We start from the raw sequence: 24,737 nt of genomic DNA, 5'->3' as shown, positions 1-24,737 counted from the left end.
AATTAAAAAAGACTTCTCTTTGAAAGAGAAGTCTTTTGTTATTTATACGATATGGCGTGTGAATGGATCGTCAGAAATACCTTGTTCGAGAATCAATTTGCACCACTCTTTGGCAGAAAAGAGGCTGTGATCTTTATAGTTTCCGCAAGATTCAATCGTCGTTCCTGGCACGTCTTCCCAGCTTGTTGCTTCAGCAATTTCCTCTAAAGAAGATTTAATCACTTGTGCAATGGTTTTTGGATCGTGCTGACCCCACATAATCATATGAAATCCAGTACGACACCCAAATGGGGAACAATCGATCATCCCATCAATGCGCTTACGGATCAACATAGCTAATAGGTGCTCAATCGTATGTAAACCAGCAGTCGGGATAGAGTCTTCATTTGGTTGAACCAAGCGGATATCATAGTTTGAGATAACATCTCCTTTTGGTCCAGTTTCCTCTCCGATTAGGCGAACGTAAGGGGCTTTTACAGCAGTGTGGTCTAGTTCAAAACTTTCCACAATAACTTCTTTCGTCATGTATCTTCCTCAATTTCTTTTTTCTTGATTATAGCACAATTGGCGCTGGAAGAAAACACAAGAGAAGATAGTGGCAAGTAGCCGTTGAAATAGGATTCAGAAGCTTGTTTTTAGGGTGTTTTCCCGTTAGAATCAAGGGAAAGAAGCATTAGAATGATAGCAGAAATAGATTAGTTTTCGCTAGAAAATTTGTTTGTTAATTTTGTAAAAATATGATAAAATAATAAAGAATTTTTTAATTCAACTATTCATTAGATTAGGGGTAAAAACATGGAATTTGGAATTGCAATTGTTTTTGCCGCAATCATTGGTTTAGTCATTGGATATGTAGGGATCTCAGTCAAGATGAAAGCATCGAAAGAGGCTGCAGAACTTACTCTTTTAAATGCTGAACAAGAAGCAACGAATTTACGTGGACAGGCAGAGCGCGAAGCTGATTTGATTTTGAAAGAAGCTAAGCACGAGTCTAGTTCACTTAAAAAAGAAGCACTTTTGGAGGCAAAGGAAGAAGCCAGAAAATATCGAGAAGAAGTCGATGCTGAGTTTAAATCAGAGCGTCAAGAATTAAAACAATTAGAAACCCGCTTAGCGGAACGTTCGAATAATCTTGATCGCAAAGATGACAATCTTACGAGCAAAGAGCAAGCTCTTGAACAAAAAGAGCAAAGTCTTTCAGATAGAACTAAACACATTGATGCGCGTGAAGAACAATTACATGAGCTAGAAAAGAAGAAAGAAGAAGAATTAGAAAAAATTGCTTCTCTGACTCAATCGGAAGCACGTGATATTATCTTAACGCAAACAGAAGAACGACTTTCCAAAGAGATTGCGACTCGAATTCGAGAAGCAGAAGTGGAAGTGAAAGAACGTTCAGATAAAGTTGCAAAAGATATCCTGGTTCAAGCCATGCAACGGATGGCCGGGGATTTTGTGGCAGAACAGACCAACTCAACGGTTCATTTACCAGATGATGGAATGAAGGGCCGGATTATTGGTCGCGAAGGTCGAAATATCCGAACCTTCGAAAGCTTGACAGGTGTGGATGTGATTATTGATGACACTCCAGAAGTAGTCACCCTGTCTGCATTTGATCCGATTCGTCGGGAAATCGCACGAATGACCATGGAAAGTCTCTTGAAAGATGGTCGCATCCATCCAGCTCGGATTGAAGAGTTGGTAGAGAAGAACCGTTTGGAAATTGACCAACGGATTCGTGAATATGGTGAAGCAGCAGCCTATGAAATTGGCGCACCAAATCTACATCCTGATTTGATGAAGATTATGGGACGCTTGCAATTCAGAACTTCTTATGGACAGAACGTCTTGCGTCACTCCATTGAGGTTGCTAAGTTATCTGGTATTATTGCTAGTGAGCTTGGTGAAAATGCTACCTTGGCTCGTCGAGCTGGTTTCCTTCATGATATTGGTAAAGCCATCGACCGTGAGGTAGAAGGCAACCACGTAGAAATTGGTACTGAATTAGCTCGTAAATACAAAGAGCATCCAGTTGTTGTCAATACGATTGCTAGTCACCATGGTGATGTTGAACCAGAAAGTGTCATCGCAGTTATTGTTGCAGCAGCAGATGCCTTGAGTGCAGCGCGTCCAGGTGCCCGGAGCGAGTCTCTTGAAAGCTACATCAAACGCCTGCAAGATCTTGAAGAAATTGCAAATGGCTTTGAGGGAGTTAAGACCAGCTTTGCCTTGCAAGCAGGTCGTGAAATTCGAATTATGGTCAGCCCTGAAGAAGTCAAGGATGATAAGTTGACCATCTTGGCTCATGATATCCGTGAGAAGATTGAGTCCAACTTGGAGTACCCTGGTAACATCAAGGTAACCGTTATTCGTGAATTACGTGCCATTGATTATGCAAAATAGAGCTTGTTAAAAGCCATATATAAAAAGATAGTCAGCGAAGGTGGAACAACCTTAGTTGGCTATTTTTTGTGAGTCGTGTTAAAAATGGGATAGCACAGATGAGATGGTTCATTGGTAGAGAAGTGGTTAGGGCCTTGCCTCTAGGAAAAATCTATTGAAAAATCTTTCTATTTTTGTTACACTAGATAGAAAGACAGCGAAGGAGATAAAATGGCGGATCGAGGATTATTAATCGTTTTCTCAGGGCCCTCAGGTGTTGGGAAAGGAACGGTTAGACGTGAGATTTTTGAAAGCTCAGATAATCAATTTCAATACTCAGTATCGATGACAACGCGTGCACAACGTCCAGGCGAAGTGGACGGAGTAGATTATTTCTTCCGGACACGTGAAGAATTTGAGGAGTTGATTCGTCAAGGTCAAATGCTCGAATATGCTGAATATGTTGGCAATTACTATGGGACTCCCTTGACCTATGTGAACGAAACCCTCGACAAAGGGATCGATGTCTTCCTTGAAATTGAAGTTCAAGGGGCTTTGCAGGTCAAGAAAAAGGTACCAGATGCCGTCTTCATTTTCCTGACTCCTCCGGATTTGGATGAGTTGCAAGATCGTTTGGTTGGACGTGGCACAGACAGTGCTGAAGTCATTGCCCAGCGGATCGAAAAAGCAAAAGAAGAAATTGCCCTCATGCGTGAGTACGATTATGCCATTGTCAACGATCAAGTACCTTTGGCTGCGGAACGTGTCAAACGTGTGATTGAGGCAGAACATTTCCGTGTTGATCGGGTCATTGGTCACTACCAAGAAATGCTTCCCAAAGCCACTCAAGTGGTACGATAATTAGAATAGGAATTAGGTAAAAAGATTATGATGTTAAAACCATCTATTGACACATTGTTGGATAAAGTACCGTCAAAATACTCTTTGGTTATTCTTGAAGCCAAACGAGCTCATGAGTTAGAGAGTGGTGCAACTCCTACTCAAGAATTTCAATCAGTAAAATCTACCTTGCGTGCCTTGGAAGAGATTGAATCAGGAAATGTGGTGATTCACCCAGATCCAGAAGCTAAGCGTGAAGCGGTTCGTCGTCGAATCGAAGCAGAACGCTTGCGTAAAGAAGAAGAAGAGCGTAAAATTAAAGAACAAATCGCGAAAGAAAAAGAAGATGGTGAAAAAATTTAAGGTTGGGTTCGCTCAATCTTATTTTTTGCTATTTAGCGCTAGGACAGGAAGGAGGTGGAAGCATGCTAGCACAAGTCATCGTTGATGTTCCCTTGATGCAAACAGACAAGCCCTATAGTTACCAGGTACCAGAAGAGTTTTCTCCTTTCTTGGAAAAAGGAATGCGGGTGCATGTTCCCTTTGGAAAGGGAAATAGGCTCATTCAAGGGATTGTGGTTGGCCTTGAAGAGACCACTCTAGCAGTTAAAGATCAAGAATTGAAAAGTATCGTGGAGGTCTTAGACTACCAACCGGTTCTAGGAGAGGAGCAATTTTGGCTAGCAGATCAGTTGCGAAAGACGGTTTTTGCCTACAAAATCACCCTCTTGAAAGCCATGTTACCGAGTGTTTTAAATTCTTCCTATGACAAAATTCTCCATCCGACAGAACTGCTATCGCCAGAAGATAGAGAGGACATTTTTGGAACAGCGACCAGTTTGGCCTTTTCTTCTTTGGATATTGATGCTCAAGCACGAATGATGCGACTGACTCGTAAGGGAGAGTTGGAAGTAGAATACCAAGCAGTGGATCGTAAACATATCAAAACAGAAAAATGGTATCGGGTAAATCATCACCTACTTGAAAATTTGGAAATCGCCAAGAATGCCAAAAAGCGCTTGGCCCTGCGTGAATTCGTCCAAGGTCAAGAAGTGGAAGCACCTTTGAGTGACTTATTGGCTGAATTCTCTCGTCCTGTTGTGAACTATTTCATTGACCAGGGAGCCTTGCTTATTTTTGAAAAAGAAGTCAATCGTGCGGCTGCCTACTTTAAGGACAAGGAGTCGACGGAGGCCTTGGTTTTAAATGCTGAACAAGAAAGAGCGGTTCAAGCGGTGACCAGCAAAATTGGGCAACTTTCCAAACCTTTCTTACTTGAAGGAGTGACAGGAAGTGGGAAGACGGAGGTTTATCTCCAAATCATCCAGGAGGTGCTAGAAAAGGGAAAAACAGCTATTATGTTGGTTCCCGAAATTTCCTTGACGCCTCAAGTGACGGATCGCTTTATTTCTCGTTTTGGGGATCGGGTGGCCATCCTCCATTCGGGCCTATCCAACGGTGAAAAATACGACGAGTGGAGACGTGTTGAGCGAGGGGAGGCCCAAGTAGTTGTTGGAGCACGGTCTGCTATCTTTGCTCCTCTGAAGAACCTAGGAGCTATCATTATCGATGAAGAACATGAAGCAACCTATAAACAAGATAGCAATCCCCGCTACCATGCGCGTGAAGTAGCTTTACTTCGGGCTCAGTATCACCAGGCTGTTTTGGTCTTGGGGTCGGCGACACCTAGTCTAGAAACACGAGCCCGTGCAGGAAAAGGTGTCTATGGCTTTCTTCAATTGACCCAACGAGCCAATCCTCTTGCCCGTATTCCAGAGGTGGAAGTGATTGATTTCAGAGATTATATTGGCCAGCAAGAATCCGGAACCTATACACCTAAGTTGCTAGAAGCGATAGCAGAACGTCTGCAGCGAAAAGAGCAAGTTGTTCTCATGCTCAATCGCCGGGGTTATTCCAGCTTTGTGATGTGTCGGGAGTGTGGTCAGGTAGATACCTGTCCGAATTGTGATATATCCTTGACCCTTCACATGGATACCAAGACGATGGATTGCCATTATTGTAATTACCATAAGGCCATTCCAACAGTCTGCCCTAATTGTCAAAGTCAATCGATTCGTTATTACGGGACGGGGACCCAGAAGGCCTACGATGAGCTACAAGCAATTTTCCCAGAGGCTCGTATTCTGCGGATGGACGTTGATACTACTCGGAAAAAAGGGAGTCACGAGGCTTTGTTGGATCAGTTTGGTCAAGGACAAGCGGATATTTTGCTCGGGACCCAAATGATTGCCAAGGGCTTGGATTTCCCCAATGTAACGCTAGTCGGTGTCCTCAATGCTGATACAGCTCTAAATTTGCCTGATTTTCGCTCGTCAGAGCGGACTTTCCAACTGTTAACCCAGGTGGCAGGGCGGGCTGGTCGTGCGGATAAAGAAGGACAGGTTCTGATCCAGACCTATAATCCTCATCATTATGCCATTGAATATGCGAAACGCCAAGATTATGAAGGGTTTTATGCCTATGAAATGAAGGTGCGCCACCAGTTAGGTTATCCACCTTATTATTACACGGTAGGTTTGACCCTCTCTCACAAACAAGAAGAGGTCGTGGTTAAAAAAGCTTATCAGGTGATGGATCTGTTGAAAGCAGGTCTATCGGACCAAGTCCAAATATTAGGACCAACGCCAAGACCGATTGCTCGCACGCATAATTTATTCCATTACCAGATTCTGTTGAAGTACCGGTTTGAAGACCACTTACCACAGGTTTTAAATCAGATTTTGGACTATACTCAAGAGCGGGAAAATCAAGATCTTCGAGTCAGCATTGACAATGAACCGCAAAGTTTTATGTAGAAGGAGAAAAAATGACAAAAATATTATTTATGGGAACGCCTGATTTCTCAGCTACAGTCTTAAAAGGCTTGATTTCTGATGAATGCTATGAGATTCTAGCCGTTGTGACCCAACCAGATCGGGCAGTTGGCCGGAAAAAAGAAATCCGAATGACGCCAGTAAAAGAAGCGGCTTTAGAAGCAGGCTTGCCAATCTATCAGCCGGAGAAACTATCTGGAAGCCCAGAACTAGAAGATTTATTGGCTTTGGGAGCAGACGGGATCGTCACAGCAGCCTTTGGACAGTTTTTGCCGAGTCGTTTGTTAGAGGCGATGAAGTTTTCTGTCAACGTGCACGCTTCTCTTCTTCCAAAATACCGTGGTGGAGCGCCTATTCATTATGCCATCATGAATGGGGATAAAGAAGCTGGTGTGACCATCATGGAAATGGTCAAAGAGATGGATGCTGGAGATATGATTTCTTCTCGCGCCATCCCTATTTTAGAGGAAGACAATGTGGGAACCCTATTTGAGAAATTGGCTCTTGTCGGTCGGGATCTTCTTTTAGAAACTCTGCCAGCTTACCTTGCGGGAGAGCTTAAGCCCCAACCGCAGGATCCCCAACAAGTCACCTTCTCTCCAAATATCAAGCCAGAAGAAGAACGCCTGGATTGGACACGAACCAACCGTGAACTCTTTAACCAAGTTCGAGGCATGTATCCTTGGCCAGTTGCCCATACCTTATGGAAGGGTGAACGCTTTAAGATTTACCAAGCAAAACCGTGTGAAGGTCAAGGAAAGCCAGGAGAAATTTTAGCTCTCCATAAAAATGAAATCGTTGTTGCGACGGGTGAGGGAGCCTTAGCTTTGACCCTTGTTCAGCCAGCCGGTAAACCCAAAATGCCTGTCGGAGATTTCTTAAATGGTTTAGGACGACAACTGCAAGTAGGTGATCAATTTGGTAAATAAGATGCAGACTGCACGAGGGGTGGCCCTATCTACTCTAGGAGAGATTTTCCAGGACGGTGCTTTTTCAAATATCGCTCTCAAAAAATCCTTGGGCAAGGCAACCTTGTCAGATGTGGATAAAAGTCTAGTAACCGAAATCGTCTATGGGACGGTTTCACGCAAACTAACCTTGGAATGGTATCTATCGCACTTTGTCGCTGATCGGGACCAGGTAGATCCCTGGATCTATCATCTTTTATTGATGAGCCTCTATCAGTTCGTCTATCTGGAGAAGATTCCTCCCCATGCTGTTGTCCATGAAACAGTAGAGCTTGCTAAGCAACGGAAAAAGGGGAGCGAAAAATATGTCAATGCTCTCTTACGGAAAATGCTACGAGAGGAGCTTCCATCAATTGAGCAGATTAAACGAATCAACAAACGACTTTCAATCCGCTATTCTCTTCCGGTTTGGTTGGTGAAAAAGTTGATGGACGAGTATGGTGAACAGCGGGCCATTGCGATTTTTGAGAGTCTCTATGTTCGCAACAAGGCCAGTGTTCGTGTTGTCGATCTGGATAAAAAAGAAGACATCAAGGAGCAATTGCAGGCTTCGGATTCTTTATTGGCTTCAACTGCCCTCGTAAAGGAGAATGGCTATTTTGCGGGCTCTGATTACTTCAAACAAGGGAAATTAACCATTCAAGATGAGACCAGTCAATTGGTCGCTCCGGCTTTAGAGGTCCAACCATCAGACCAGGTCTTGGATGCCTGTGCAGCACCTGGGGGCAAGACCACCCATCTAGCTTCTTATCTAGTTGATGGGCAGGTTACAGCTTTGGACTTGTACGATCATAAGCTCCAATTAATTCAGGAAAATGCGGAACGTCTGGGAGTTGCAGATAAAATCCAGACAAAAAAACTGGATGCCAGCAAGGTGTTTGAAGCTTTTGGAGCGGATGCCTTCGATAAAATCTTGGTAGACGCCCCTTGTTCTGGGATTGGTTTGATCCGCCGTAAGCCAGACATCAAGTACAATAAAGACAATGCTGATTTTGCGTCTCTACAGGCAATTCAATTGGAAATATTGGATGGAGTTTGTCAAAGTGTGCGGAAAGATGGTATAATAGTCTATAGTACATGCACAATTATAGGAGAAGAGAATTTTGATGTGGTTGACCAGTTTTTAGAAACCCATCCAAATTTTGAACTCGTGCCATTAGATCATGAACGAAAAGATATTCTGAAAGATGGCTGTATTTTAATTACACCAGAATTGTATGGAAGCGACGGTTTCTTTATTAGTCGTTTTCGAAGAATATCGTAATCTCAGGAGGATACGGACAGTATGGAAATTTCTATCTTAACCGATGTGGGTCAAAGACGGACAAATAACCAAGACTATGCAAATCAATATAAAAATAAAGCGGGAAAATCCATGGTTTTTCTAGCTGACGGGATGGGGGGGCATCGTGCTGGTAATATTGCTAGCGAGATGGCTGTTACCGATCTCGGCGCTGCTTGGGTAGCGACCGAAATCAGCACCATTAACGAAGTCAGAGAGTGGTTTGCGGAGTATCTGGAAAAAGAAAACCAGCAGATCCATCGCATTGGTCAAGATGAAGAACATAAAGGAATGGGAACAACTCTCGAAGCTGTTGCCGTTATTGATGACCAAGTCTTATTTGCGCATGTAGGGGATTCCCGAATTGGACTCGTGCGTAATGGGGAATACCATCAATTGACCAGTGACCATTCTTTAGTAAACGCCTTGCTCAAGGCAGGACAGATTACGGAAGAAGAGGCAGCTCATCATCCCCAACGCAATATCATCACCCAATCCATTGGACAAAAAGATGAATTGCAGCCGGATTTTGGTATGGTTACGGTTGAAGCGGGAGATTTCATTGTTATCAATAGTGATGGATTAACCAATATGATCTCTGGCGATGAAATCCGTGATATCGTTGTCAGTGATTTATCGATTGAAGAAAAGGCAAAAACCTTGATTCGCTTTGCGAATAATGCTGGCGGTTTGGACAATATTACAGTTGTACTGATTCGCTTTGCTGAGGAGGATATGGCATGATTCAAATCGGCAAAATTTTTGCCGGACGATATAAGATAATCCGCCAAATCGGGCGTGGAGGAATGGCAGATGTCTACCTCGCTCGGGATTTAATCTTAGATGGTGAAGAAGTTGCAGTTAAAGTACTGAGGACCAATTACCAAACAGATCCAATTGCAGTTGCTCGCTTCCAACGAGAGGCCAAAGCGATGGCAGATTTGGATCATCCAAATATCGTTCGGATCACGGATATCGGTGAAGAAGATGGCCAACAATACTTGGCGATGGAATATGTCGCTGGTTTGGACTTGAAACGCTATATCAAAGAAAATGCTCCTCTCTCAAATGAAGAAGCTGTTCGCTTGATGGGGCAAATCCTTCTTGCTATGCGCTTGGCGCACACGCAAGGCATTATTCACCGTGATTTGAAACCTCAAAATGTCCTTTTAACATCGGACGGAAATGCCAAGGTTTCTGACTTTGGGATTGCAGTAGCCTTTGCAGAGACCAGTCTCACCCAGACCAACTCTATGTTGGGTTCGGTTCATTATTTATCACCAGAGCAAGCCAGAGGATCGAAGGCTTCTATTCAAAGTGATATCTATGCAATGGGGATCATTTTCTACGAAATGCTGACGGGTCATATCCCTTATGATGGGGATAGTGCAGTGACCATTGCGCTCCAACATTTCCAAAAACCACTTCCATCCATCATCGAAGAGAACAAAAATGTTCCGCAGGCTTTGGAAAATGTGGTGATTAAGGCCACAGCAAAGAAACTATCCGATCGCTATAAGTCGGTAGCTGAAATGTATGTCGACTTGTCAAGTTGTCTATCTTATGAACGCCGTAATGAGAAAAAATTAATCTTTGATGATGCTTCAAAAGCAGATACCAAGACCCTACCAAAGGTGAACGTGGTTCCAAAACCGGCTCCACTTCCAACATCAGATGTTCGTCCAACAGCTCATGAGGACCGACCAGTGGCTTCAGAGGATCGAACAGCTCCAGTTTCTCCAAAAAATAAGCCACGTCGTCGTTTGCGGACGCGCTACAAGGTCTTGTTTGTCGCCCTAGCTTTGGTACTAGCTGCCTTTGCCTTTCTTCTTTATATGAGTCCAGCCAACAAAACAGTGCCGGATGTATCTGGAAAAACGGTAGCGGAAGCGCGTGCTATCATTGAAGATCAGGATCTTCAAGTGGGAGACGAAAAAGAAGAATACAGTGATTCGGTGCTGGAGGGCTATGTAATCCGTACCAATCCAAATGCAGGAGCTCAGAAAAAGGAAAATAGCAAGGTTGATTTGGTTGTATCGAAAGGACCAAGCACCTTTGTCATGCCGGACTATACAAGAAGGTCTAGAGAAGATGCTGAAAATGACCTGAAAAATAACTATAAGCTGTCTAGCAAGCTCATTTCGATTGAAGAAGTCGAGACCATTTATGTGGAACCAGGAATCGTTATGGAGCAATCTCCTACCGCTGGTCAAAAATATGATTTGACTTCTAATACCAAGGTTGTTCTGAAAGTATCGAAGGGAATTAATTTCATCGAGTTACCAAGTTATGTCGGTTCTGATTATGAGTTTGCTGTCTCCAATCTCGTTCAATACGGGGTGAAGGAAGCAAATATTGAACGGAAGACCACATCGCATCTTCCGGATGGTGTAGAAGTCCTACCAGGTCAAATTGTGAGTCAGACTCCAGAAGCTCAATCGAGCATCGATATTAAAAAGACTCGTATTGTCTTGACTGTATACGAACCGAAGACGGAACCATCAAGTAGCACGAAAGCTTCAAGCAGTTCATCAGAAAGTTCTACCTCTACAACAGTAGAATCCCATTCCAATACGGAACCTTCGGCTTCTACTGAACCAGAATCTTAACATGATGACCTTATAAAACCAGACCGATTAGTCTGGTTTTTTTAGTACAGAGAGAGTTGGATGAATCCTTCTAGAGTCTGAAGCGAATCCCTTGGAATTTTGATAAAATAGAATGGAGAGGTTCAATTATGTGGAAGATTCAATTGTTTGTGTTTGTTGAAGCTTTGTTACTCACCATGGCTGCAATCACTATTTTGGCGGGAAATATATCTCGTATCGTCCTAATCGTGGTTCTGTGCTTGCTCCTATTGTATTATTACATTGGAAAACAGCGGAGTAATTTTCTTTTAGTGGCATCCAGCATTCTGCTGTTTTTTATTGTCATGTTAAATCCTTATGTCATTGCTGCGCTTTTGTTTGCTGTTGTCTATGCCATGCTGGTGGCTTATCCCTATTTTTACCGTGAAAACGAAGAAGTGAAGATAGATTATGAGGAAGATGTAGAAATCCGACAAGAGAAAACGCCTTGGATTGGGGATCTGCATCATTTTTCAAAGGTAAACTGCCATTTTCGTGATTTAACGATTACTCGTTTAGTGGGGCGGGATACGATCCATTTAGACGAAGTGATTGTTGTGAATCATGACAATGTCATCATCATGAGAAAGATGTTTGGCAATACGAAAATTATTTTACCGGTGGATGTGGAGCTGAGCTTGCAGGTGAATACCTTATATGGAGAATTGCGTCTCTTCTCTCAAAAACCTAGAAAATTGAGAAATGAGACAGTAAGCATGGAGACACCGAATTATCGAAGTTCCCATCGAACAGTGAAGCTTGTTATTGCGGGGATTGTAGGAGATGTGGAGGTCGTCAGAGGATGAAACGAACAGACTATCTTTTAATCTTCCTTTATACGGTTTTAATTCTAGCTGTTATTATCCATTCAATCTTTGGGCTCTTTGACTTTCAGTGGACTTATCTATTGGAAGATTTATCCAAACTGCGTGCTTTTCTGTTTATTGGTTTTGGTTTGACGGTTGCTCTGACTATTTTGATGATTCTATTGATTAAATTGATTCAATTTACAATCATGAATACCGTCCAAAAAAACCTGAGAAACTTGCTCGAAGGCAAGAAGCTAAAACTCGGAGAAAACAAAGAGATTAATGAAGAGTTTCAACGCTTGGATCGTAAGCTCAAACGCCTGACAGAAAATTTGCAACGAACAGAAAATCGGGTCATGCAAAATGAAGAAGAGATTGTAGAAAGAGAACGACGGCGAATTGCCCGAGATCTCCATGATACAGTGAGTCAAGAATTATTTGCAGCTAATATGATTTTGTCTGGTGTAGCCAGTCAGGATCAAGTTCTTCAACTGCCTAAAGTAGGGCAACAGTTGAAGGGGGTCACAGAAATTCTAAACACCGCTCAAAATGATTTGCGGATTCTCTTATTACACTTGCGGCCGACAGAATTAGAAGGTCGAAACTTGGTAGAAGGTCTCCAGGTGATTTTTAGAGAACTACAAGAAAAGAGCAATTTAGAAGTATACTTTGAACACAATGTTCAAAGACTCCCTAAAACAATTGAAGAGCATATTTTTCGTATTGTGCAAGAAGTAGTGAGCAATACACTGAAACATGCCGCCCATGCGAAGCGCTTGGATGTTTATCTGTTGCAAACAGAACAATCTCTCCATCTGAAATTAGCAGATGATGGAGTGGGATTTGATCCAGAATCTTTGGGTGAACTAAGTTACGGTATGAAGAATATTCAGGATCGAGTAGATGACATGGCAGGAAGGATTAAGATTTTGACCAGTCCCAAAAAGGGAGTGGCTATTGATATTAAAGTGCCGTTAGTAGAAGGAGAAGATGATGAAATTATTACTAGTAGATGATCATGAAATGGTCCGATTAGGATTGAAAAGTTATTTAAGTATGCAAGACGGGATTGATCAAGTCTTAGAGGCCAGTGATGGTCAAGAGGGTGTTGAGTTAGCCTTAAAGGAGCGACCAGATGTCATCATTATGGATATTGTCATGCCCCATATGACTGGGATTGAAGCGACACTCGCAATCCTAAAGGAGTGGCCAGATGCAAAAATATTGATCCTGACCTCCTATTTGGACAATGAAAAAATCTATCCTGTCTTGGATGCGGGTGCCAAGGGCTACATGCTCAAAACGTCCAGTGCAGAGGAAATTTTACGGGCTATTCGCAAGGTGGAACAGGGAGAGTTGGCAATTGAGACGGAGGTCAGCCAAAAAGTAGAGTATCGGAAAAACCACGTGGAACTCCATGATGACTTGACCGCGCGTGAACGAGATATCTTGGCTTTGCTAACCAAGGGATATGAAAATCAACGGATTGCCGATGAGTTATTCATTTCATTAAAAACGGTCAAGACCCATGTGTCGAATATTTTGTCAAAATTAGAAGTGAGCGACCGTACTCAGGCAGTGGTCTATGCCTTCCAGCATCACTTGGTTTCTCAGGAAGATTTTTAGTCAAAAACATGCTATAATAGACAGCATACTGAATGGAGACCCACATGGATGCAAAAACACGCTACAAAGCAAAAAAGATTAAAATAGTATTTTTTGATATTGACGATACCTTACGAAATGTTGAGACCGGCTATGTTCCGGCTTCGGTCACCAGAGTATTCTCTCAATTACGAGAAAAAGGAATTTACACAGCCATTGCTAGTGGAAGAGGGATTTTTGGAGTTCCAGAAGAAATCAAGGCTCTCCAACCCGATTTCTATGTCACTCTGAATGGTTCCTACGTGATTGATCGTAAGGAGCATGTCATTTATGAAGAAAGGGTACCAAATCCACTTGTTCAGGACTTTATTGCGTGGGCTAAGCAGGTAGGGATTCATTATGGTTTGGTTGGGAGTCATCAAGCAGCTCTTTCGACTCGGACAGAAGAGATAAGTCGGGCTATTGACCCCATTTATCCAAAGCTACCAGTAGATCTTGATTTTGCTGCCAAACATCCCATCTATCAGATGTGGACTTTCGAGACTGGTAAAACAGTTGATGCCCTACCTGAGAATTTGGAGCAAAAATTGCGTTTGGTTCGCTGGCACCCAATCTCATCAGATGTTGTCTTGGATCAGCAATCAAAAGCTCATGGTGTCTCAAAAGTAGTCGAAAAATTGGGATTCAAACCAGAAAATGTCTTAACATTTGGGGATGGATTGAACGACTTAGAACTATTTGACTATGCTGGTTTAGCGATTGCCATGGGGAATGCCCAGGATGCATTAAAAGCTAAAGCAGATTATGTCACAAAAAATTTAGAAGAAGATGGCATCTTACATGCCTTAGAGGAGTTAAAAATGGTTGAAAAAGAATTGCATTTACCACAAACAAAAATGGATCAAGAAACAGGACCAATTGCGACGATTCATACCAACTATGGAGATCTGAAGATTCGTCTCTTCCCTGAACAAGCTCCGAAAACAGTGGCAAATTTTATTGCACTTGCAAAAGATGGCTACTACAATGGAGTGATTTTCCACCGCATCATTAAAGATTTCATGATCCAAGGTGGGGACCCAACTGGAACAGGTATGGGTGGAGAATCCATCTATGGAGAGTCTTTTGAAGATGAATTCTCAGAAGAGTTGTACAATATCCGTGGTGCGTTATCCATGGCCAATGCCGGTCCAAATACCAACGGTAGTCAATTCTTCATCGTTCAAAACCAACACCTTCCTTATTCTAAAAAGGAAATTGCCCGTGGTGGTTGGCCTGAAGCTATTGCAGAAATTTACGCAGAAGAAGGAGGGACTCCTCATTTGGACCGTCGTCACACAGTTTTCGGTCAGTTGATGGATGAAGCTTCTTATCAAGTATTGGATACAATTGCGGCAGTTGAGACAGGTGCCATGGACAAACCTAAAGAAGACGTGGTCATGGAATCGATTGACATTGAGGGAGAGGCATGAGAATCGGGGATAAACTCAAGGGTGTTGTGACAGGCTTGCAACCTTATGGAGCCTTTGTTGAATTAGAGACAGGGGTAACCGGTTTGATCCATATTTCTGAAATCCGCAGTGGATATATCGACAACATTCATGATATCTTAAAAATTGGGGATCAAGTTTGTACTCAGGTTATTGATATAGATGAATACTCTGGGAAGGCTAGCTTGTCCCTTCGAGCCTTAGAAGCTGGGAACAGAAAGCATTTTCGCCATCATCGTTTTTCAAATGATCGCCATAAGATTGGTTTTACTCCTTTAGCCAAACAATTACCGATTTGGATTAAAGAAAGTAAAGAATTTTTGAGTGACACTAGTCAAGGAAAATAAAAATTTATTTCTGCAGATAGAAAGAAAAGAGGCTACATCGTAGCCTCTTTCTTATTCTTGATCAAAATCGTAAAGGGTAGTTGAAAGGTAACGTTCCCCATTATCCGGTGCCAAAGCCAAGACTTTTTTACCAGCTCCAAGCTCTTTAGCGACTTCAATTGCTGCATAGATAGCGGCGGCAGATGAAATTCCAACTAAGAATCCTTCTTTTCCACCAATGTAGCGACCTAATTCTAAAGCTTGTTCAGAAGTGACGCGGATTACGCCATCATAAGAATTGGTATCCAACGTTTCTGGAATGAAACCTGCTGACAATCCTTGGATTTTATGTGGTCCAGGTTTTTCACCAGAAAGAATCGCTGATTCATCTGCTTCGACTGCATAGACTTGGACAGCTGGGTTAACTTTTTTCAAGGCATGAGAAACACCTGAAATAGTTCCACCAGTTCCAACACCACTGACGTAAGCATCCAATCCATTTGGTCCGAAAGCTTCTAAAATTTCTTGTCCTGTTGTTGCTTCATGGACTTCTGGGTTGGCGCTATTGTTAAATTGGAGGGGAAGGAAACCGTTTCGTTCTGCAGCGATTTCTTCTGCTTTAGCAATAGCTCCTTTCATTCCTTCACTACCTGGAGTTAAGACAAGTTCTGCTCCATAAGCTTGAATGATTTTTCGACGTTCAACACTCATGGTTTCAGGCATGACGATAACGACTTTATACCCTTTGGCAGCCCCGACCCATGACAAACCAATTCCTGTATTTCCGCTGGTTGCTTCAACGATAGTAGAACCAGGCTGAAGAAGTCCATCTCGTTCTGCTTTTTCAATCATGCTAAGAGCAATCCGGTCTTTAACAGATGACCCAGGGTTGAAGGCTTCTAATTTAACATAGACATCAGCAACCCCTTCAGGTACTAGGTGATTCAATTTTACAATAGGTGTTTTTCCGATTAATTCTGTAATATTTTGATAGATTGGCATACGATATACACTCCTTTGTTAGTGTATCTAGTATACCGCCAGTAAGAAGGTTTGTAAAATATAAAAAAGCTATCGATGCGATAGCCTTTTTTTATAACGGGATAGGAACTTCCACTTCCTTTAATCCCTGATCACTAATCTCAACTTTTCCATGGTAAAAATCAATCAGGTCCGCAATCACATCCTCTTTTTGCTCTTTATCTACATAGATCAGACTAAAGACAGCATCGGTGAAGTCTGTCTGGTATTCTGTTAATTGGTGAGCGGATAAAAAGTTCGCAAACTCTTGGTATTGGGGATAAGTCAAGCTAATCCCTAGACCAACCTGCTCTTTGATCTCAACGAGACCGATTTCTTTCACCGCTTGTGCGACACTGCCAGCATAAGCGCGAATGAGTCCACCGGCTCCAAGCTTGATGCCTCCAAAATAACGAGTGACAACGCAACAGACATTGGTCAGTTCGTGGTTCTCTAAAACACCAAGCATGGGCACGCCAGCAGTCCCACTAGGTTCGCCATCGTCACTAGTCCGTTTAATTTCAAATTGCTCTCCAATGACAAAAGCAGAACAATTGTGAGTTGCCTTATAATGTTCCTTCTTGATAGCGGCTATAAAGTCGCGAGCTTCCTCTTCAGTATAAACTCGTTTAACATGGCAAAGAAAGCGGGATTTTTTAATTTCTTCTTGGACGAGACCGTCCTCTTTAAAAGTCTTGTATTCCATACATTTATTTTACAAAAAAACTCTTAAAACTGCGAGCTTTTACGAATATATAAGTATGAAACTTGAAGATTGTTATGGACGTTTGTTCACCCAAGACCAACTGGAGGATGACCTGCTTGAGCAGGCTCAGCAACTACCAGCTATAGTGCAGGAAAAGACGGCGTTGATTTGTAATCGGTGCGGAACCCAGATTGATAAGGCTAGATGGAAACTACAGATAGGAAGCTACTATTGTAGAACCTGTATTCAATTAGGAAGAGTTAGGAGTGACCAAGCACTCTACTACTTTCCCCAACAAGCCTTTCCGCAAGAAGAAGTCTTAAGATGGCAGGGCACCTTAACTCCCTTTCAAAGTCGGGTTTCCCAGGAGTTGGTTCAATCCTTGACAGAAAGCAAGCCAATGATGGTACACGCGGTAACAGGAGCAGGTAAAACGGAAATGATGTACCAAGTGGTGGCGGAAATGATTAAAAAAGGGACATGTGTATGCATTGCTACACCAAGGATTGACGTGTGTATTGAATTGTATAAACGGATGACGCTGGACTTTTCCTGTCCCATCTCCTTGTTGCACGGTGATTCAGATCCTTATTTTCGAACGCCTCTTGTCATATCCACTACTCATCAACTACTAAAATTTTATCAAGCTTTCGATCTCCTCATAATCGATGAAGTCGATGCCTTTCCTTTTGTTGACAACCCCGTTCTCTATCATGCAGTTTCAAATGCCGTAACCAAGAATGGGAAGCTCATTTATTTGACGGCTACCTCCACAGAAGAATTGGATAAAAAGGTCAAAAAACAGGAGATAAAACGCGTTAGTCTACCTAGACGCTTTCATGGTAATCCCCTTGTGGTCCCTAAAAAAGTATGGTTAAAAGATCTACGTAAAAAAATAGAAAAGAAACAAGTGCCAACGAAGTTGCTCAAGCTAATAAAAGAACAACGGAAAACCTCCTTTCCCCTGATCCTATTTGTATCAGAAATCGAATTAGGAGAAAAAATCCTCAGTCTATTAAGAAGGGCCTTCAAGAATGAGATCATCGAACTGGTAACCTCAAAAACGGATAATAGGTTGGAACTGGTAGAAAAATTTCGCAATCAAGAAATCACTATACTTGTGTCAACGACCATTCTCGAACGGGGGGTCACCTTCCCTAAAGTAGACGTGTTTGTGATTGAGGCCAACCATCGATTGTTTACCAAGAGCGCTCTGGTTCAAATCGCAGGTCGTGTGGGAAGAAGTATGGAAAGACCCACAGGGGAATTACTATACTTGGCAGAAGGTAGTAGCAAAGAGATGACGCAAGCTATTAAAGAAATAAAAGAAATGAATCGGGAGGCAGGTTTTTGAGTAATTGTTTGCTATGTGATGAAGAGATTTCCAATCAAGAATCCTTAAAGAGCCTGATCCTAATGAAAAAGGATAATCCAACAATGTGTGACAACTGTAAAAACAAGTTTGACCCAATTAGTGAAGCTAGTTGCAAGACTTGTTGTAAAAAAAGCACAGAGACTTTTTGTGAAGATTGCCAAGAGTGGAAACGAAAAGGAAAGAAGGTAAACCATAGAGCGCTTTACTATTATAATGAAGAAATGAAGGAATATTTTCAAAGGTACAAATTTCAAGGTGACCAATTGTTAGCTTGTCTCTTTGCTGAAGAAATGAAGGCAGAGCTAAAAAAATATAAAGGCTATACCATAGTTCCCATACCTTTGAGCGATGAGAGAAAAGAGAAGAGAGGCTTTAATCAAGTAACAGCCATATTAGAATATGCAGGGATTCACTATCAAGACCTATTGAGAAAAAAGGATACAAAGGCCCAATCACAAAAAAATAAAAAGGAAAGATTGAAAGCAGAACAAGCCTTTGAACGAATAGAGCCAGAAAATCAAAGCTGGCCTGAGAATATAGTGATAGTGGATGATATCTATACAACAGGAGCAACCATCGAAAGAGCCAAAGAAATGTTAATTGTAAATGGGGTGAAAGAAATAAGATCTTTTTCATTAGCAAGATAGAATAATCAAAAATATATTTGCAAAAACAAAATGAAAGCGTTATAATATAGATATAAAAAGAAAAACGTTTAGAAAGAAGGTACTTATATGATTAAATATAGTATCCGTGGTGAAAACCTAGAAGTAACAGAAGCCATTCACGACTACGTCGTTTCTAAACTCGAAAAAATTGAAAAATATTTTCAAGCAGAGCAAGAATTGGATGCCCGCGTAAACCTAAAAGTTTATCGTGAAAAAACTGCAAAAGTTGAGGTCACGATTCCACTTGGTTCCATTACACTTCGTGCAGAAGATGTTTCTCAAGATATGTATGGATCAATCGACTTGGTAGTTGATAAGATTGAACGTCAAATTCGAAAGAATAAAACAAAAATTGAAAAGAAAAATCGTAGCAAATCTGCAACCAGCAAAATCTTTACAGACGCTCTGGTTGAGGAAAGCGTTGCTCTTGAAAAAGTTGTCCGCACAAAAACGATTGACATTGAACCAATGGAACTAGATGAAGCCATTCTACAAATGGAACTATTGGGACATGATTTCTTCATCTACAAAGATGTGGAAGATAATACAACAAATGTTATTTATCGTCGCGAAGATGGAGATGTAGGACTTCTTGAAGTCAAAGAAAAATAAGCTAATACACTAAGAAAGCTCCTGTAGAACATACAGGAGCTTTCCTATGTTAAAGGAAGATAAAGTTTCTAAATAAAAAAACAACAAAAAATTTAAAAAAATAGAAAAAAGATATTGACAAGTTTTCATGGTCGTGATATACTAATATAGTTGTCGCGCGAGAGCGACAAAGACCTTTGAAAACTGAACAAGACGAACCAATGTGCAGGGCGCTACAACTAAGGTTGTAGTACTGAACAATGAAAAAAACAATAAATCTGTCAGTGACAGAATGAGTTTAAGACAAACAATTATTTTAATGAGAGTTTGATCCTGGCTCAGGATGAACGCTGGCGGCGTGCCTAATACATGCAAGTAGAACGCTGAAGGAAGGAGCTTGCTCTTTCCGGATGAGTTGCGAACGGGTGAGTAACGCGTAGGTAACCTGCCTGGTAGCGGGGGATAACTATTGGAAACGATAGCTAATACCGCATAACAGTAGATGTTGCATGATATCTGCTTGAAAGGTGCAATTGCATCACTACCAGATGGACCTGCGTTGTATTAGCTAGTTGGTGAGGTAACGGCTCACCAAGGCGACGATACATAGCCGACCTGAGAGGGTGATCGGCCACACTGGGACTGAGACACGGCCCAGACTCCTACGGGAGGCAGCAGTAGGGAATCTTCGGCAATGGACGGAAGTCTGACCGAGCAACGCCGCGTGAGTGAAGAAGGTTTTCGGATCGTAAAGCTCTGTTGTAAGAGAAGAACGAGTGTGAGAGTGGAAAGTTCACACTGTGACGGTATCTTACCAGAAAGGGACGGCTAACTACGTGCCAGCAGCCGCGGTAATACGTAGGTCCCGAGCGTTATCCGGATTTATTGGGCGTAAAGCGAGCGCAGGCGGTTAGATAAGTCTGAAGTTAAAGGCTGTGGCTTAACCATAGTACGCTTTGGAAACTGTTTAACTTGAGTGCAAGAGGGGAGAGTGGAATTCCATGTGTAGCGGTGAAATGCGTAGATATATGGAGGAACACCGGTGGCGAAAGCGGCTCTCTGGCTTGTAACTGACGCTGAGGCTCGAAAGCGTGGGGAGCAAACAGGATTAGATACCCTGGTAGTCCACGCCGTAAACGATGAGTGCTAGGTGTTGGGTCCTTTCCGGGACTCAGTGCCGCAGCTAACGCATTAAGCACTCCGCCTGGGGAGTACGACCGCAAGGTTGAAACTCAAAGGAATTGACGGGGGCCCGCACAAGCGGTGGAGCATGTGGTTTAATTCGAAGCAACGCGAAGAACCTTACCAGGTCTTGACATCCCTCTGACCGCTCTAGAGATAGAGCTTTCCTTCGGGACAGAGGTGACAGGTGGTGCATGGTTGTCGTCAGCTCGTGTCGTGAGATGTTGGGTTAAGTCCCGCAACGAGCGCAACCCCTATTGTTAGTTGCCATCATTCAGTTGGGCACTCTAGCGAGACTGCCGGTAATAAACCGGAGGAAGGTGGGGATGACGTCAAATCATCATGCCCCTTATGACCTGGGCTACACACGTGCTACAATGGCTGGTACAACGAGTCGCAAGTCGGTGACGGCAAGCTAATCTCTTAAAGCCAGTCTCAGTTCGGATTGTAGGCTGCAACTCGCCTACATGAAGTCGGAATCGCTAGTAATCGCGGATCAGCACGCCGCGGTGAATACGTTCCCGGGCCTTGTACACACCGCCCGTCACACCACGAGAGTTTGTAACACCCGAAGTCGGTGAGGTAACCTTTTAGGAGCCAGCCGCCTAAGGTGGGATAGATGATTGGGGTGAAGTCGTAACAAGGTAGCCGTATCGGAAGGTGCGGCTGGATCACCTCCTTTCTAAGGATAAGGAAACCTGCACGTTCGTCTTGTTTAGTTTTGAGAGGTCTTGTGGGGCCTTAGCTCAGCTGGGAGAGCGCCTGCTTTGCACGCAGGAGGTCAGCGGTTCGATCCCGCTAGGCTCCATTGGTGAGAGATCACCAAGGATGAACATTGAAAATTGAATATCTATATCAAATAGTAACAAGAAAATAAACCGAAAACGCTGTGAATATTTAATGAGTTTTCTAATTTTTTAAGAAATTAGGTTAATAAGGTTAAGTTAATAAGGGCGCACGGTGGATGCCTTGGCACTAGGAGCCGAAGAAGGACGTGACAAACGACGAAATGCCTCGGGGAGCTGTAAGTAAGCTTAGATCCGGGGATGTCCGAATGGGGGAACCCAGCAGGTGATACCTGTTACCCATATCTGTTAAGGATATGAGGAGGAAGACGCAGTGAACTGAAACATCTAAGTAGCTGCAGGAAGAGAAAGCAAAAGCGATTGCCTTAGTAGCGGCGAGCGAAACGGCAGGAGGGCAAACCGAAGAGTTTACTCTTCGGGGTTGTAGGACTGCAATGTGGACTTAAAGATTATAGAAGAACTACCTGGGAAGGTAGGCCAAAGAGAGTAATAGCCTCGTATTTAAAATAGTCTTTATACCTAGCAGTATCCTGAGTACGGCGAGACACGTGGAATCTCGTCGGAATCTGGGAGGACCATCTCCCAACCCTAAATACTCCCTAGTGACCGATAGTGAACCAGTACCGTGAGGGAAAGGTGAAAAGCACCCCGGGAGGGGAGTGAAATAGAACCTGAAACCGTGTGCCTACAACAAGTTCGAGCCCGTTAATGGGTGAGAGCGTGCCTTTTGTAGAATGAACCGGCGAGTTACGATATGATGCGAGGTTAAGTTGAAGAGACGGAGCCGTAGGGAAACCGAGTCTGAATAGGGCGTCTTAGTATTATGTCGTAGACCCGAAACCATGTGACCTACCCATGAGCAGGTTGAAGGTGCGGTAAAACGCACTGGAGGACCGAACCAGGGCACGTTGAAAAGTGCTTGGATGACTTGTGGGTAGCGGAGAAATTCCAAACGAACTTGGAGATAGCTGGTTCTCTCCGAAATAGCTTTAGGGCTAGCGTCGACATTAAGATTCTTGGAGGTAGAGCACTGTTTGGGTGAGGGGTCCATCCCGGATTACCAATCTCAGATAAACTCCGAATGCCAATGAATTATGGTCGGCAGTCAGACTGCGAGTGCTAAGATCCGTAGTCGAAAGGGAAACAGCCCAGACCACCAGCTAAGGTCCCAAAATAATTGTTAAGTGGAAAAGGATGTGGGGTTGCACAGACAACTAGGATGTTAGCTTAGAAGCAGCTATTCATTCAAAGAGTGCGTAATAGCTCACTAGTCGAGTGACCCTGCGCCGAAAATGTACCGGGGCTAAAACAATTTACCGAAGCTGTGGATACCTTTAATGGTATGGTAGGAGAGCGTTCTATGTGTGAAGAAGGTATACCGTGAGGAGTGCTGGAACGCATAGAAGTGAGAATGCCGGTATGAGTAGCGAAAGACAGGTGAGAATCCTGTCCACCGTAAGACTAAGGTTTCCAGGGGAAGGCTCGTCCGCCCTGGGTTAGTCGGGACCTAAGGAGAGACCGAAAGGTGTATCCGATGGACAACAGGTTGATATTCCTGTACTAGAGTATGTAGTGATGGAGGGACGCAGTAGGCTAACTAAAGCGTGCGATTGGAAGTGCACGTCTAAGCAGTGAGGTGTGAATTGAGTTAAATGCTTAGTTCTATAACATTGAGCTGTGATGGGGAGCGAAGTTTAGTAGCGAAGTTAGTGATGTCACACTGCCAAGAAAAGCTTCTAGCGTTAAACATACTCTACCCGTACCGCAAACCGACACAGGTAGTCGAGGCGAGTAGCCTCAGGTGAGCGAGAGAACTCTCGTTAAGGAACTCGGCAAAATGACCCCGTAACTTCGGGAGAAGGGGTGCTGACTTCGGTCAGCCGCAGTGAATAGGCCCAAGCAACTGTTTATCAAAAACACAGCTCTCTGCTAAATCGTAAGATGATGTATAGGGGGTGACGCCTGCCCGGTGCTGGAAGGTTAAGAGGAGTGCTTAGCGTAAGCGAAGGTATGAATTGAAGCCCCAGTAAACGGCGGCCGTAACTATAACGGTCCTAAGGTAGCGAAATTCCTTGTCGGGTAAGTTCCGACCCGCACGAAAGGCGTAATGATTTGGGCACTGTCTCAACGAGAGACTCGGTGAAATTTTAGTACCTGTGAAGATGCAGGTTACCCGCGACAGGACGGAAAGACCCCATGGAGCTTTACTGCAGTTTGATATTGAGTGTCTGTGCCACATGTACAGGATAGGTAGGAGCCATAGAGATCGGGACGCCAGTTTCGATGGAGGCGATGTTGGGATACTACCCTTGTGTTATGGCCACTCTAACCCGGATAGGTGATCCCTATCGGAGACAGTGTCTGACGGGCAGTTTGACTGGGGCGGTCGCCTCCTAAAAGGTAACGGAGGCGCCCAAAGGTTCCCTCAGAATGGTTGGAAATCATTCGCAGAGTGTAAAGGTATAAGGGAGCTTGACTGCGAGAGCTACAACTCGAGCAGGGACGAAAGTCGGGCTTAGTGATCCGGTGGTTCCGTATGGAAGGGCCATCGCTCAACGGATAAAAGCTACCCTGGGGATAACAGGCTTATCTCCCCCAAGAGTTCACATCGACGGGGAGGTTTGGCACCTCGATGTCGGCTCGTCGCATCCTGGGGCTGTAGTCGGTCCCAAGGGTTGGGCTGTTCGCCCATTAAAGCGGCACGCGAGCTGGGTTCAGAACGTCGTGAGACAGTTCGGTCCCTATCCGTCGCGGGCGTAGGAAATTTGAGAGGATCTGCTCCTAGTACGAGAGGACCAGAGTGGACTTACCGCTGGTGTACCAGTTGTCTCGCCAGAGGCATCGCTGGGTAGCTATGTAGGGAAGGGATAAACGCTGAAAGCATCTAAGTGTGAAACCCACCTCAAGATGAGATTTCCCATAACTATATGTTAGTAAGAGCCCTGAGAGAAGATCAGGTAGATAGGTTAGGAGTGGAAGTTGTGTGAGCAATGGAGCGGACTAATACTAATAGCTCGAGGACTTATCCAAAAAGTAACTGAGGATATTTACAGCTGGTTAGATTTTTGTTAGAATATAGGTATTCAATTTTGAATGTTCATCATTCAGAGTTAAGTGACGATAGCCTAGGAGATACACCTGTACCCATGCCGAACACAGAAGTTAAGCCCTAGAACGCCGGAAGTAGTTGGGGGTTGCCCCCTGTGAGATATGGTAGTCGCTTAGC

19 protein-coding genes, 1 tRNA gene and 3 rRNA genes are annotated in these 24,737 nt (G+C 43.5%); 20 read left to right on the top strand and 3 right to left on the bottom strand.

Annotated elements, in window-relative coordinates; genetic code table 11:
* Positions 1-42: 42 nt before the first annotated feature.
* Positions 43-525 carry an S-ribosylhomocysteine lyase gene (locus tag ADF75_RS05660; protein ID WP_006596848.1) on the bottom strand — a complete coding sequence of 161 codons (483 nt, stop codon included), beginning with the start codon at positions 523-525 and terminating at the stop codon, positions 43-45.
* Positions 526-795: 270 nt separating this feature from the next.
* Between ADF75_RS05660 and ADF75_RS05655 the strand changes: the two genes are divergently transcribed.
* The 13 genes from ADF75_RS05655 to ADF75_RS05595 all read left to right on the top strand — a co-directional run bounded on the left by ADF75_RS05655 (position 796) and on the right by ADF75_RS05595 (position 15,184).
* Entirely contained in the window at positions 796-2,403 is a 1,608-nt protein-coding gene (locus tag ADF75_RS05655; RefSeq protein ID WP_048789439.1) for a ribonuclease Y, read from the top strand.
* Positions 2,404-2,613: 210 nt separating this feature from the next.
* Positions 2,614-3,243, top strand: a complete 630-nt coding sequence (gene gmk, locus ADF75_RS05650) for a guanylate kinase (RefSeq protein WP_006596846.1) — start codon at positions 2,614-2,616, stop codon at positions 3,241-3,243.
* Positions 3,244-3,270: 27 nt separating this feature from the next.
* Positions 3,271-3,585, top strand: a complete 315-nt coding sequence (gene rpoZ / locus ADF75_RS05645) for a DNA-directed RNA polymerase subunit omega (protein ID WP_006596845.1) — start codon at positions 3,271-3,273, stop codon at positions 3,583-3,585.
* Between the two features lie 62 nt (positions 3,586-3,647).
* Positions 3,648-6,038, top strand: a complete 2,391-nt coding sequence (locus tag ADF75_RS05640) for a primosomal protein N' (protein ID WP_048789438.1) — start codon at positions 3,648-3,650, stop codon at positions 6,036-6,038.
* 11 nt (positions 6,039-6,049) lie between these two features.
* A complete protein-coding gene (gene fmt, locus ADF75_RS05635; protein WP_048789437.1) occupies positions 6,050-6,985 on the top strand; it encodes a methionyl-tRNA formyltransferase in 936 nt (311 codons plus the stop codon).
* Positions 6,975-8,288: a 16S rRNA (cytosine(967)-C(5))-methyltransferase RsmB gene (gene rsmB / locus ADF75_RS05630; protein ID WP_048789436.1), complete on the top strand. Its 1,314-nt coding sequence runs from the start codon at positions 6,975-6,977 to the stop codon at positions 8,286-8,288. Before fmt ends, rsmB begins: the two co-directional genes overlap by 11 nt.
* A gap of 21 nt (positions 8,289-8,309) precedes the next feature.
* A complete protein-coding gene (locus ADF75_RS05625; protein ID WP_048691932.1) occupies positions 8,310-9,050 on the top strand; it encodes a Stp1/IreP family PP2C-type Ser/Thr phosphatase in 741 nt (246 codons plus the stop codon).
* Positions 9,047-10,915 (top strand): Stk1 family PASTA domain-containing Ser/Thr kinase, encoded by a 1,869-nt coding sequence (gene pknB / locus ADF75_RS05620; RefSeq protein ID WP_048789435.1) that lies wholly within the window; start codon positions 9,047-9,049, stop codon positions 10,913-10,915. The genes ADF75_RS05625 and pknB overlap by 4 nt, the downstream gene beginning before the upstream one ends.
* 128 nt (positions 10,916-11,043) lie before the next feature.
* On the top strand, positions 11,044-11,739 hold the full coding sequence (gene liaF, locus ADF75_RS05615) for a cell wall-active antibiotics response protein LiaF (protein WP_048691924.1): 696 nt from the start codon (positions 11,044-11,046) through the stop codon (positions 11,737-11,739).
* A complete protein-coding gene (locus ADF75_RS05610) occupies positions 11,736-12,758 on the top strand; it encodes a sensor histidine kinase (RefSeq protein WP_048789434.1) in 1,023 nt (340 codons plus the stop codon). Before liaF ends, ADF75_RS05610 begins: the two co-directional genes overlap by 4 nt.
* Positions 12,736-13,368, top strand: coding sequence for a response regulator transcription factor (locus ADF75_RS05605; protein ID WP_048789433.1), 633 nt, complete (start codon positions 12,736-12,738; stop codon positions 13,366-13,368). The genes ADF75_RS05610 and ADF75_RS05605 overlap by 23 nt, the downstream gene beginning before the upstream one ends.
* Positions 13,369-13,412: 44 nt before the next feature.
* Positions 13,413-14,819, top strand: coding sequence for a bifunctional Cof-type HAD-IIB family hydrolase/peptidylprolyl isomerase (locus tag ADF75_RS05600; protein WP_048789432.1), 1,407 nt, complete (start codon positions 13,413-13,415; stop codon positions 14,817-14,819).
* Positions 14,816-15,184 (top strand): S1 RNA-binding domain-containing protein, encoded by a 369-nt coding sequence (locus ADF75_RS05595; RefSeq protein WP_048715304.1) that lies wholly within the window; start codon positions 14,816-14,818, stop codon positions 15,182-15,184. Before ADF75_RS05600 ends, ADF75_RS05595 begins: the two co-directional genes overlap by 4 nt.
* 51 nt (positions 15,185-15,235) lie before the next feature.
* On the opposite strand, the gene cysK is transcribed toward ADF75_RS05595, so the two are convergent.
* A complete protein-coding gene (gene cysK, locus ADF75_RS05590) occupies positions 15,236-16,165 on the bottom strand; it encodes a cysteine synthase A (RefSeq protein WP_048789431.1) in 930 nt (309 codons plus the stop codon).
* A gap of 91 nt (positions 16,166-16,256) precedes the next feature.
* Positions 16,257-16,889: a YigZ family protein gene (locus ADF75_RS05585; RefSeq protein WP_048789430.1), complete on the bottom strand. Its 633-nt coding sequence runs from the start codon at positions 16,887-16,889 to the stop codon at positions 16,257-16,259.
* 55 nt (positions 16,890-16,944) lie between these two features.
* Here ADF75_RS05585 and ADF75_RS05580 point away from each other — a divergent pair, with 55 nt between their 5' ends.
* The 7 genes from ADF75_RS05580 (at position 16,945) to rrf (ending at position 24,737) form a co-directional block, all read left to right on the top strand.
* The gene (locus tag ADF75_RS05580) at positions 16,945-18,243 is read left to right on the top strand and encodes a DEAD/DEAH box helicase (RefSeq protein ID WP_048789429.1); all 1,299 of its coding nucleotides are present in this window, start codon (positions 16,945-16,947) and stop codon (positions 18,241-18,243) included.
* On the top strand, positions 18,240-18,911 hold the full coding sequence (locus ADF75_RS05575) for a ComF family protein (RefSeq protein WP_048789428.1): 672 nt from the start codon (positions 18,240-18,242) through the stop codon (positions 18,909-18,911). Before ADF75_RS05580 ends, ADF75_RS05575 begins: the two co-directional genes overlap by 4 nt.
* Before the next feature lie 87 nt (positions 18,912-18,998).
* Positions 18,999-19,544, top strand: a complete 546-nt coding sequence (gene hpf, locus ADF75_RS05570) for a ribosome hibernation-promoting factor, HPF/YfiA family (RefSeq protein WP_006596830.1) — start codon at positions 18,999-19,001, stop codon at positions 19,542-19,544.
* Between the two features lie 294 nt (positions 19,545-19,838).
* Positions 19,839-21,387, top strand: a 16S ribosomal RNA gene (locus ADF75_RS05565).
* A 53-nt stretch (positions 21,388-21,440) separates the two neighbouring features.
* Positions 21,441-21,513: transfer RNA gene (locus ADF75_RS05560), tRNA-Ala, on the top strand.
* Between the two features lie 129 nt (positions 21,514-21,642).
* Positions 21,643-24,541, top strand: a 23S ribosomal RNA gene (locus tag ADF75_RS05555).
* An 80-nt stretch (positions 24,542-24,621) separates the two neighbouring features.
* Positions 24,622-24,737: ribosomal RNA gene (gene rrf / locus ADF75_RS05550) — 5S ribosomal RNA — on the top strand.
* The 16S, 23S and 5S rRNA genes sit together here with 1 tRNA gene alongside, the layout of an rRNA operon.

Source organism: Streptococcus sp. 1171_SSPC (assembly GCF_001069335.1).
GTDB lineage: Bacteria > Bacillota > Bacilli > Lactobacillales > Streptococcaceae > Streptococcus > Streptococcus xiaochunlingii.
This window is presented reverse-complemented; position numbering and strand designations above follow the sequence as displayed.

Excerpts from the sequence above, each read along its gene's own strand:
- ADF75_RS05660 (WP_006596848.1), bottom strand. The coding sequence starts at position 525 with ATGACGAAAGAAGTTATTGTGGAAAGTTTTGAACTAGACCACACTGCT.
- ADF75_RS05655 (WP_048789439.1), top strand. The coding sequence starts at position 796 with ATGGAATTTGGAATTGCAATTGTTTTTGCCGCAATCATTGGTTTAGTC.
- gmk (WP_006596846.1), top strand. The coding sequence starts at position 2,614 with ATGGCGGATCGAGGATTATTAATCGTTTTCTCAGGGCCCTCAGGTGTT.
- rpoZ (WP_006596845.1), top strand. The coding sequence starts at position 3,271 with ATGATGTTAAAACCATCTATTGACACATTGTTGGATAAAGTACCGTCA.
- ADF75_RS05640 (WP_048789438.1), top strand. The coding sequence starts at position 3,648 with ATGCTAGCACAAGTCATCGTTGATGTTCCCTTGATGCAAACAGACAAG.
- fmt (WP_048789437.1), top strand. The coding sequence starts at position 6,050 with ATGACAAAAATATTATTTATGGGAACGCCTGATTTCTCAGCTACAGTC.
- ADF75_RS05625 (WP_048691932.1), top strand. The coding sequence starts at position 8,310 with ATGGAAATTTCTATCTTAACCGATGTGGGTCAAAGACGGACAAATAAC.
- pknB (WP_048789435.1), top strand. The coding sequence starts at position 9,047 with ATGATTCAAATCGGCAAAATTTTTGCCGGACGATATAAGATAATCCGC.
- liaF (WP_048691924.1), top strand. The coding sequence starts at position 11,044 with ATGTGGAAGATTCAATTGTTTGTGTTTGTTGAAGCTTTGTTACTCACC.
- ADF75_RS05610 (WP_048789434.1), top strand. The coding sequence starts at position 11,736 with ATGAAACGAACAGACTATCTTTTAATCTTCCTTTATACGGTTTTAATT.
- ADF75_RS05605 (WP_048789433.1), top strand. The coding sequence starts at position 12,736 with ATGAAATTATTACTAGTAGATGATCATGAAATGGTCCGATTAGGATTG.
- ADF75_RS05600 (WP_048789432.1), top strand. The coding sequence starts at position 13,413 with ATGGATGCAAAAACACGCTACAAAGCAAAAAAGATTAAAATAGTATTT.
- ADF75_RS05595 (WP_048715304.1), top strand. The coding sequence starts at position 14,816 with ATGAGAATCGGGGATAAACTCAAGGGTGTTGTGACAGGCTTGCAACCT.
- cysK (WP_048789431.1), bottom strand. The coding sequence starts at position 16,165 with ATGCCAATCTATCAAAATATTACAGAATTAATCGGAAAAACACCTATT.
- ADF75_RS05585 (WP_048789430.1), bottom strand. The coding sequence starts at position 16,889 with ATGGAATACAAGACTTTTAAAGAGGACGGTCTCGTCCAAGAAGAAATT.
- ADF75_RS05580 (WP_048789429.1), top strand. The coding sequence starts at position 16,945 with ATGAAACTTGAAGATTGTTATGGACGTTTGTTCACCCAAGACCAACTG.
- hpf (WP_006596830.1), top strand. The coding sequence starts at position 18,999 with ATGATTAAATATAGTATCCGTGGTGAAAACCTAGAAGTAACAGAAGCC.